Consider the following 9157-nt stretch of genomic DNA (forward strand, 5'->3'; position numbering starts at 1 on the left):
CGCGTCACTACACGTCCTGACCCGAAACCGGGGCGGCTAACGTGGCGGGCCGCAGCAGATCGCGGAACTCCGTGAGCTTCGGGCTCTCCCCCGCCTCGGCCTGGATGTCCCTGATGAGATCGTAGGCGGGCCGCAGGATCAGCTCGGTCCGGTATTCCGCCGCGACGTGCTCGATGGCCTCCCGGCCCATGTGGATGGCCCCCTCGGCGTCGCCCTCGATCAACCGGCACCGGGCCCGGTCGAACCGGATGAGGGTCTGGTCGAGCAGGTCCTCGCCGGAGTATTTGCCGAGCGCCTGCTCCAAGATGAGGTCGGCCTCGGTGGTCTGCCCCAGCTTCACCAGCACGTCGCCCTGGTAGAAGTAGAGCTGCCGCTCGGTGTAGCCGAAGGCCGCGTCCGCCTGGTCGCTGGCGTTCATCTGCTGGAAGGCCGCCCTGGCGCGATGAAGGGCGCGCTTGGCCTGCTCGACCACCTCGTGGCGGGACCCGTTGGTGCCGGCGAGCATGGCGAGGGCCCGCGCCTCGACCACGGGCGCCATCGTCCGCGCCGCGCACGGTGTGTGCCCGGCCATGTCGCGGCTCTTCTTCGCCAGGGTGAGAGCCTCGCGCGGGTCTCCGTAGTAGAGGGGCACCAATGCCTCGCGGGCGGTCACCCAGGCGCGCAGCGCCCGGTCGCCGGTCTCGTCGGCCGCGGTGCGCCCGGTGCGGAAGAAGGAACGGGCGAGGCGGTGATCGCCGAGGTCGATCATGATCATGCCGGACAGCCCGGCGAGCTGGGCGGCCATCCTGCAGAGTCGCTCCTGCACGTCGACCGGCTGCCGGTGCTCCAGGGCCTTGCGCACCGCCGAGAACTCCAGCATGACGTCGCACAGCAGTCGCAGCGGTGGAGCGTTCATGTACTGACGGCCGAACCCCGTGGTCGACTGTTCCCACTGATCGAGCATCGCCGGGGAGACGGTGGCCGTCACCATTGTGACGTCCATCCGCCGCCGGAGATTCTCCATCGCGGCCAGCACCTCGCTGTCCAAGCCGGCCACCTTCGACGCGGTGGTGCCGGCGAGGAGTGTCAGCAGCGTCCTCCGTAGCACGTTCTCGTCCTCCTCGCCCCCGTCCGCGCAGTGGTGTCCGCCCTTTGCGGGGGCCGGAATCTCACGCTCAACGAGGGAAGTGTCTGGTCTGTCCTGTTGTGGTTCCCCGCCACCCGGGACACTCGCGATCACGTGGCCGTGACCACAGATGCAGGGGCCGTCGAATCCCAGGGCCGGCGGCTCGACCCGGTAGACCGAACACAGGTAGTGGAGATATTCCGGACCGGGACGCTTCATTCCCGACTCGTACGCGGACAGTAGCGTCTCCCCGATGCCCGGCACAGGCTTTCCGTCTCTCTCGAAAAGCGCGCGCACCTGTTCGATCACATCGGCGAGCGCGATGCCGTTCGAGAGTCGGTGGGCCTTGATCCTCGTGGTGCCGAACTGCGCGCCGCAGACATCGTGGATCTCCTCGGCGATCTCGGCCAGCGCGCGGCCCACGGCGAGTCCGCGCGCCCTGATCCGCCTCGCGATCTCCGTCTCACGGTGTTGCCTGCCGGACATTCCGGCCCCTCTCTCGCGGCCGGCCGCAAATCGCAGCCATAGGTGTTCCGACCGGTCCAGTCAATGACGGTGCGTGACGCGACAGTCGCACTCCGCCCCCACCATGATGATGGACCGGGCATCGCTTGGCCAAGCCCTGTTTTTGAACGTGCCGACTAAGGATCGTCCTCTGCCGGGGTGTTTCTTTCAACCGACTTGGGTTTTCCTCCACCACAGGCGTCTTCTCAGGTCGTTGACCCAATCTGTTCGGTGAGTCATCGTGTGGCGAGCCGCTCCGAACAACCGGAGCGTGAAAGCCCACAAATCGGCCAGCAGCCGAATCAAAGGAGGACTCGAGGTGGGGGAGGACGATTTCCGGCGGCTGGAACGCCTGGTGGCCGAACTCGACGCCCGGGGCCTCATCGCGCGTGTCGTGCGCACCCGATCGGGACGCGCGTACGTCCGGGTGATCAACCCCAGCGCGACGAGCCTCACCGAGAACGTTGTCTGCCGGGCCGCCGACTACTGGTGGTCGTGGGGCGAGCGGATGCACGGGGCGGACGACCCCGCGGGCGCCGCCACCAAGGTCGCCCGTGTGCTCGCCGCGGTGAGCGAGTAGGGGAAGGCGGCGGACCGAAGTGGAACGCAGCCGCCTTCGGTACGCCGCGCCCACCGCGGCTCGGCGGGGCCGGCGGAATGCCCGGTGCGGAGCGCTCACCGGCCGTGCCCCACGGCTCGGCGAGCGTTGCGGCATCCCGCCGGTCCCTGTCGTCACCGAGCCGTTTGTCCTCACCGCGCCCTATCCCTTCATCGCTGTCTTCACCACGCCGTACGTCTCACCGTGCCGTACGTCCGGTGCGCCCACGCGGCGCGCGCCGGACGCCTGAGACGCCGGCCGGACCGCCCCTCGGGGCGAATCCGGCCGGTCATGGGGGGGATCCCCCTCTTGGAGAATGGCGACGGACGCGCTTCCGGGTGCGTGTCCCCGCCCTGCCGTCCGTCACCGGAGCGTTCCCGGCCCGCCCTCCGCGGTCCCGGGCCTCGGGCGCGCTCCCGTCTTCCCCGGCGTCGTGACGGAGGCCGGTTCAGTCCGCGGTATGCGCTAGGTTCTCGACCGAGAAGCCCGCGCGCCTGAACCGATCCGAGGGGGATCTACCTCGTGTTGCCGCTGACGCCCGCGACACCCACCCCGCCGACTGATCCCGACCTGCCCGACCCGGGCCAGCTCGTCCAGAACATCACGACGGCGTGCGAGAAGAGCGAGGGCCTGGTCTGCAGCGTCATCAACGCCTCGTACGACGGATCGAAGCCCCCGGCCTGGGTGCCGCTGGTGGCGGGCGCGGCGGACGTGATCCTGGTCCTGGCGCTGATCCTCGCCGGGGCGCTGATCGTCCGTAAGGTGGCCCACCGGCTCATCACGACCCTGACGATCCGGGCCAGCGAGGGCGTGCTGCCCGAACGACTCCGGACCAGGGCCGCGCTGTCGGGCGCGACCGACGCCGCCACCGTGCTCTTCACGGAGCGGCGCAGGCAGCGGGCCGAGACCATGGGGTCGGTGCTGCGCAGCCTCGCTTCTGTGATCATCCTCGGCACCGCGGCGCTCACCATGCTGCAACGCCTCGGCCTGCCCCTCGGGCCGCTGCTCACCAGCGTCGGCATCCTGGGCGTCGCCGTCGGCTTCGGCGCGCAGGAGCTCGTCAAGGACTTCATCGCCGGCATGTTCATGCTGCTGGAGGACCAGTACGGCGTGGGCGACGTCATCGACACCGGGGTGGCCACCGGCACAGTGGAGGCGGTCACCCTGCGCATCACCCGACTGCGGGACGGCGACGGCAAGGTCTGGTACGTCCGCAACGGCACCATCAGCCGGGTGGGCAACGAGTCGCAGGGCTGGTCGCGCGCGCTCGTCGACGTGCCGGTGCCGTACGCGGCCGACGTGGCGGCGATCCGCGAGCTGCTGAAGGGCATCGCCTCGGACCTGTGGGAGGACCCCGACTTCCGGGAAACTCTCATCGTCGAGGAGCCCCAGGTCTACGGGCTGGAGCAGGTGTCGGAGAGCGCGGTCATCTTCCGGATCAGCGTCAAGACGGCTCCGGCGAAGCAGACGGAGGTCGCGCGCGAGCTGCGGCTGCGGATGAAGCGCGCGTTCGACGAGAAGGGCCTCACGTTCGCGTCCCTGACGGCCTGACCTTACCGGTGGGTAGCTGACTTAGGCTGAGACGGTGACCAGCGAGCAGACCCTGTCCTTCTACGAGGCGATCGGCGGCGAGGAGAGCTTCCGGCGGCTCGTCCACCGGTTCTACGAGGGTGTGGCCGAAGATCCGCTGCTGCGGCCGCTCTACCCGGAGGAGGACCTCGCGGGGGCGGAGGAGCGGCTCCGCATGTTCCTCATCCAATACTGGGGCGGGCCGAAGACCTACAGCGAGCAGCGCGGCCATCCCCGGCTGCGCATGCGCCACGTCCCGTTCTCGATCGGGGAGGCCGAGCGGGACGCCTGGCTGCGCCACATGGGCGACGCGGTCCGCTCACTGGACCTGCCCGCCGAGCAGGAGCGGCAGCTCTGGGACTACTTGGTCTACGCCGCCCACAGCCTGGTCAACCAGGTATAGGCCGGGCAAGGAGCGGGCAGCGAGTCAGGCATGGAATCGACCCCCTGGTGGCATGACGCCGTCGTCTATGAGATCTATGTCCGCAGCTTCGCCGACGGCTCGGGGGACGGGATCGGGGATCTCGCCGGCATCCGCAGCCGGCTGCCGTACCTGGCGGAGCTCGGCGTCGACGCCGTCTGGCTGACCCCCTTCTACCCCTCCCCCATGGCGGACGGCGGCTACGACGTGGCCGACTACCGCGACGTCGACCCCCTCTTCGGCACTCTCGACGAGTTCGACGCCCTGATGGCCGACGCCCACGCCCATGGCGTGCGCCTGATGATCGACATCGTGCCGAACCACAGCTCCTCGGCCCACCCGTGGTTCCAGAAGGCCCTGGCGTCCCCTCCCGGGTCGCCGGAGCGCGACCGGTACATGTTCAGAGACGGGGCCGACCCCGCGATCACAGGCGGCCGTAGAGAGCCGAACAACTGGCTGTCCACCTTCGGCGGACCGGCCTGGACCCAGGTGCCCGACGGGCAGTGGTACCTCCACCTCTTCGCCCCCCAGCAGCCCGATTTCAACTGGCGCAACCCCGAAGTGCGGGAGGAGTTCCGCGACATCCTGCGCTTCTGGCTCGATCGGGGCGTGGACGGCTTCCGCATCGACGTCGCCATGGGACTGATCAAGGCCGAGGGGCTGCCCGACACCGAGCCCGGCTTCAACGAGAGCTCGCCCATCTGGAGCCGGCCGGAGGTCCACGAGATCTACCGCGACTGGCGCCGGCTGCTGGACACCTATCCCGGCCCCCGGGCCGCGGTGGGCGAGGTGTGGACCTACTCGGCGGACGACCTCGCCCTCTATGTGCGGCCGGACGAACTGCACCAGAGCTTCAACTTCGCCTGGCTGGAGGCGCCCTGGTCGGCGACGGCCTTCCGGAAGGTCATCGATGACACGCTGCGCGCCATGCCCGCGCCGACCTGGGTCCTGTCCAACCACGACGTCGTACGGCACGTCACCCGATATGGGGAGGGGTCGCTCGATCCGTCCGCCGGCCCGGCCAGGGGACGCGCGGCGCTCCTGACCATGCTGGCTCTACCCGGGTCGGCGTACCTCTACCAGGGGGAGGAACTGGGCCTCCCCGAGGTGAAGGATCTTCCCCCGGAGGCGCGGCAGGACCCGATCTTCACTCGCTCCGGCGGCGAGATCCTCGGCCGGGACGGCTGCCGGGTGCCGCTGCCCTGGTCGGGCACCGCCCCGCCGTACGGCTTCGGGGAGGGCGGGTCGTGGCTGCCCCAGCCGGCGGACTGGGCGGAGCTGACGGCGGAGCGGCAGGCGGCCGACCCCTCCTCCACGCTGTGGTTCTACCGGAGGGCTCTGGCGGCCAGGAAGGAACTGCGCGGCACGCTGCCCGGCACCATCGCCTGGGCGGACGCGCCGGGCGACGCGCTGTTCTTCCGGCGCGGACGGCTGACAGCCGTGATCAACTGCGGTGAGGAGGCCGTTCCGCTGCCCCCGCACGAGCGGGTCCTGCTGTCCAGCGGCCCCCTCGACGGCACTGATCTGCCGCCCGACACGGCCGCCTGGCTCCTCGACGACTGACCGCCGGCCCTCTGCCCCGGCTCCGGGCCGGGGCAGAGAACCGGCGCGGTCCGCTTACTCGCGGGTCAGCTTCCGGTACGTCACCCGGTGCGGGCGGGCGGCGTCAGCGCCGAGGCGCTCGACCTTGTTCTTCTCGTAGTCGGCGAAGTTGCCCTCGAACCAGAACCAGTTCGAGCCTTCCTCCCACGCCAGGATGTGGGTGGCGATGCGGTCCAGGAACCACCGGTCGTGCGACGTGATCACGGCGCATCCCGGGAAGTCGAGCAGCGCGTTCTCCAGGCTGGAGAGCGTCTCGGTGTCGAGGTCGTTGGTGGGCTCGTCGAGCAGGAGCACGTTGCCGCCCTGCTTGAGCGTGAGCGCGAGGTTGAGCCGGTTGCGCTCTCCGCCGGACAGGACGCCCGCGAGCTTCTGCTGGTCGGGGCCCTTGAAGCCGAAGGCCGCGACATACGCCCGGGACGGCATCTCGACGTTGCCGACCTTGATGTGGTCGAGCCCGTCGGAGACGACCTGCCAGACGTTCTTCTTCGGGTCGATTCCGCCGCGGCCCTGGTCGACATAGGAAATCTTGACGGTGTCGCCGACGGTGATCGACCCGCTGTCCGGGGTCTCCCCACCGATGATCATCCGGAACAGCGTGGTCTTGCCGACGCCGTTCGGGCCGATGACGCCGACGATGCCGTTGCGCGGCAGATCGAAGGAGATCTCGTCCATGAGCAGCCGGTCGCCGAAACCCTTGCTCAGCTTCTCGGCCCGGATGACCGTCGTGCCCAGGCGCGGGCCCGGCGGGATCTGGATCTCCTCGAAGTCGAGCTTGCGGTACTTGTCGGCTTCGGCGGCCATCTCCTCGTAGCGCTGGAGACGGGCTCGGCTCTTGGTCTGCCGGGCGCGCGCGTTGGAGCGCACCCACTGGAGCTCTTCCTCCAGGCGCTTCTTGCGCTTGGCGTCCTTCTGCCCCTCGACCTTCAGACGGGCCGCCTTGGCCTCCAGGTAGGTCGAGTAGTTGCCCTCGTAGGGGTAGCAGCGGCCACGGTCGAGCTCAAGGATCCAGTTGGCCACGTTGTCGAGGAAGTAACGGTCGTGGGTGACGGCCAGCACGGTGCCGGGGTACTTCTCCAGATGCTGCTCCAGCCACTGGACGCTCTCGGCGTCGAGGTGGTTGGTGGGCTCGTCGAGCAGCAGCAGATCGGGCTGCTCCAGGAGCAGCTTGCACAGGGCGACCCGGCGGCGCTCTCCACCGGAGAGCTGGGAGACCTCGGCGTCCGGAGGCGGGCAGCGCAGCGCGTCCATGGCCTGCTCGAGCTGGCTGTCGAGATCCCACGCGTTGCGGTGATCGAGGGCGTCCTGGAGCCGGCCCATCTCGTCCAGCAGCTCGTCGCTGTAGTCGGTGGCCATCTGCTCGGCGATCGCGTTGAAACGGTCGAGCATCGCCTTGGTCTCGGCGACGCCCTCCTGGACGTTCCCGAGCACGGTCTTCGACTCGTTGAGTGTGGGCTCCTGCTGGAGGATGCCGACGGTGAAGCCGGGCATCAGCCGGGCCTCGCCGTTGGACGGCTGCTCCAAGCCCGCCATCATCTTGAGCAGCGTCGACTTGCCCGTGCCGTTCGGGCCGAGCACGCCGATCTTGGCGCCCGGCAGGAACGACAGAGTGACGTCGTCGAGGACAACCTTGTCACCGTGCGCCTTGCGCACGCGCTGCAGCGTGTAGATGTACTCCGGCATGCTCTCAAGCCTAGGGGATCGCGCCGGTTGCGCCGTCCGCCCGCTGCTGCGGAGGAGCGGCCGGAGTCGCGGGGAGACAGATCCGGTCCCGGCCGAGCTCCTTCGCCCGATAGAGGGCGAGATCGGCCGCGGCCAGCAGCTCGATCAGGTCGTCCCCGTGCACGTTCATGATCGCCACACCGGCGCTGACCGTCACCGTCACCGCCGCCTGCTCCGCGGCGACGGCCATCCGGCCCACCCGGCGGCGCAGGCGCTCGGCCACCCGGCGCGCCTCGTGCACGTCGGCGCCCGGCAGGAGCACCACGAACTCCTCGCCGCCGAACCGGCCCACCACGTCGTACTCCCGGAGCTGGGAACGCAGGGTGGTCGCCACCTGGATCAGCACCTGGTCGCCGACCAGATGACCATAGGTGTCGTTGACCTTCTTGAAGTGGTCGATGTCGACCAGGACCAGGGCGAGCGGGACTCCCGTCCGCTGCGCCCTGATGATTTCCGTGTCGGCCTCGCGCTGCCAGGCCGCGGCGTTGAGCAGCCCCGTCTTGGGGTCGGTGCGGGCGGCCGCCTGGAGCTGGGCGTGGAGCAGGCTCCGCTGGAGCAGGACGACAGGCGGCAGGACGAGCAGCAGCAGCGCCAGGTTGAGACCACAGACGACGGCCACGACCACGCCCAGGCACAGCTCCACCGCGTCGAGCAGGAGACGCTCACGATCCCAGAGGACCTCACCCCAGCTGCCCTCGGGATCGTTGGCGTGCGCGGCGACCGCGATGAGCGCGGTGTTGAGCACGGTGAAGATCACGGCCGAGCCGGCGGCGAGCGCGATGGGCCCACCCGTGCCGCCGTGAAGCTGGGCGGGGTCGCGGATCCAGTGATGGAAGACGGCCGAGGCCGCACCGGCCGCCAGCCCGATCGCGGCCGCGCTGAAGACCCGCCGGTAGACGAGCGTGGCCCGCACCCGCAACTGCAGAAGGATCTGCAGCGGCACCGGCGCGAGCAGCGCGTAGACGGGCGGCAGCAGGAACGCCACCGGCAGCCACCAGGCCGAAAGCAGGTCGCGGCTCACGCCCGCGGGCATCCCCAGGCGCCGCGTGGCCTCGATGCAGACGGCCCCGCAGCCCATCAGGGCCAGGAACGTGACCATGTCGTCCACCCGGAACGCGGTCGTCCTGGTCATGGTGCCGAGAAGGGTCAGATCGAGGGCGACTATGGCGCACAGGTAGGCCACGAGAGCGGTCGGCTGCGCCAGCAGGGGCCATCGGCTCCGAGAGGCGATGGCGTCTCGGGGCTTGGCCGACGTCTGACCCGGTACCGTCATGCAGTCCCCCATCACAACCACAAACTGCACTTCACGATGTGTAACACAATAGTTGCGGAGTGTGCGCCGCGCGACGGGAACCGCTACCTTGGCACGGTGGCCATCTGGATCTGATGGCCTACGGGTGGGTCTGCGGCGATTTGATCGCGGATCCATCACGGTGGGGAACCGCTCCTCGGAGCGGGTTTTGTTGGGAAAGGAGCAGCCATGGTGCGGGGCATCATCTGGACCTGATTGTGGTGCTCTGGTAGCGACGCGGACGTCGCCATCGGCCGACCCCCGGACTCCCCGCGCCGGACATCCGGCCGGGCACGGCCGATGCCCCTCCACCGCCAGCCGCGTCGGCGCCCGCACCCTCCCTTCGGC

Annotated in this window: 7 protein-coding genes; 4 read left to right on the forward strand and 3 right to left on the reverse strand. The window is 69.7% G+C overall.

Going from position 1 to position 9157, the window contains the following annotated elements; translation table 11 throughout:
- Nucleotides 1-7 precede the first annotated feature (7 nt).
- Nucleotides 8-1591, reverse strand: a complete 1584-nt coding sequence (locus JOL79_RS31550) for an NsdA family TPR-like regulatory protein (protein WP_210159586.1) — start codon at nt 1589-1591, stop codon at nt 8-10.
- Between the two features lie 337 nt (nt 1592-1928).
- Between JOL79_RS31550 and JOL79_RS31555 the strand changes: the two genes are divergently transcribed.
- From JOL79_RS31555 to JOL79_RS31570, 4 genes are all read left to right on the forward strand, one after another.
- Nucleotides 1929-2189 carry a hypothetical protein gene (locus JOL79_RS31555; protein ID WP_210159587.1) on the forward strand — a complete coding sequence of 87 codons (261 nt, stop codon included), beginning with the start codon at nt 1929-1931 and terminating at the stop codon, nt 2187-2189.
- 540 nt (nt 2190-2729) lie between these two features.
- The gene (locus JOL79_RS31560) at nt 2730-3758 is read left to right on the forward strand and encodes a mechanosensitive ion channel family protein (protein WP_307848835.1); all 1029 of its coding nucleotides are present in this window, start codon (nt 2730-2732) and stop codon (nt 3756-3758) included.
- A 34-nt stretch (nt 3759-3792) separates the two neighbouring features.
- On the forward strand, nt 3793-4179 hold the full coding sequence (locus tag JOL79_RS31565; RefSeq protein WP_307848836.1) for a globin: 387 nt from the start codon (nt 3793-3795) through the stop codon (nt 4177-4179).
- A 30-nt stretch (nt 4180-4209) separates the two neighbouring features.
- Nucleotides 4210-5760 (forward strand): glycoside hydrolase family 13 protein, encoded by a 1551-nt coding sequence (locus JOL79_RS31570; RefSeq protein WP_210159588.1) that lies wholly within the window; start codon nt 4210-4212, stop codon nt 5758-5760.
- 54 nt (nt 5761-5814) lie between these two features.
- On the opposite strand, the gene ettA is transcribed toward JOL79_RS31570, so the two are convergent.
- Both ettA and JOL79_RS31580 read right to left on the reverse strand, forming a co-directional pair.
- A complete protein-coding gene (gene ettA / locus JOL79_RS31575; protein ID WP_210159589.1) occupies nt 5815-7479 on the reverse strand; it encodes an energy-dependent translational throttle protein EttA in 1665 nt (554 codons plus the stop codon).
- Between the two features lie 10 nt (nt 7480-7489).
- Nucleotides 7490-8791 (reverse strand): GGDEF domain-containing protein, encoded by a 1302-nt coding sequence (locus JOL79_RS31580; protein WP_210159590.1) that lies wholly within the window; start codon nt 8789-8791, stop codon nt 7490-7492.
- Between the last annotated feature and the right edge of the window lie 366 nt (nt 8792-9157).

Origin of the sequence: Microbispora oryzae, assembly GCF_017896165.1 — a bacterium.
GTDB classification, from domain to species: Bacteria; Actinomycetota; Actinomycetes; order Streptosporangiales; family Streptosporangiaceae; genus Microbispora; species Microbispora oryzae.

Bases quoted from the DNA above. Each gene is read 5' to 3' on its own strand.
- ettA (WP_210159589.1), bottom strand. From the start codon at position 7,479: ATGCCGGAGTACATCTACACGCTGCAGCGCGTGCGCAAGGCGCACGGT.
- JOL79_RS31580 (WP_210159590.1), bottom strand. From the start codon at position 8,791: ATGACGGTACCGGGTCAGACGTCGGCCAAGCCCCGAGACGCCATCGCC.
- JOL79_RS31570 (WP_210159588.1), top strand. From the start codon at position 4,210: ATGGAATCGACCCCCTGGTGGCATGACGCCGTCGTCTATGAGATCTAT.
- JOL79_RS31550 (WP_210159586.1), bottom strand. From the start codon at position 1,591: ATGTCCGGCAGGCAACACCGTGAGACGGAGATCGCGAGGCGGATCAGG.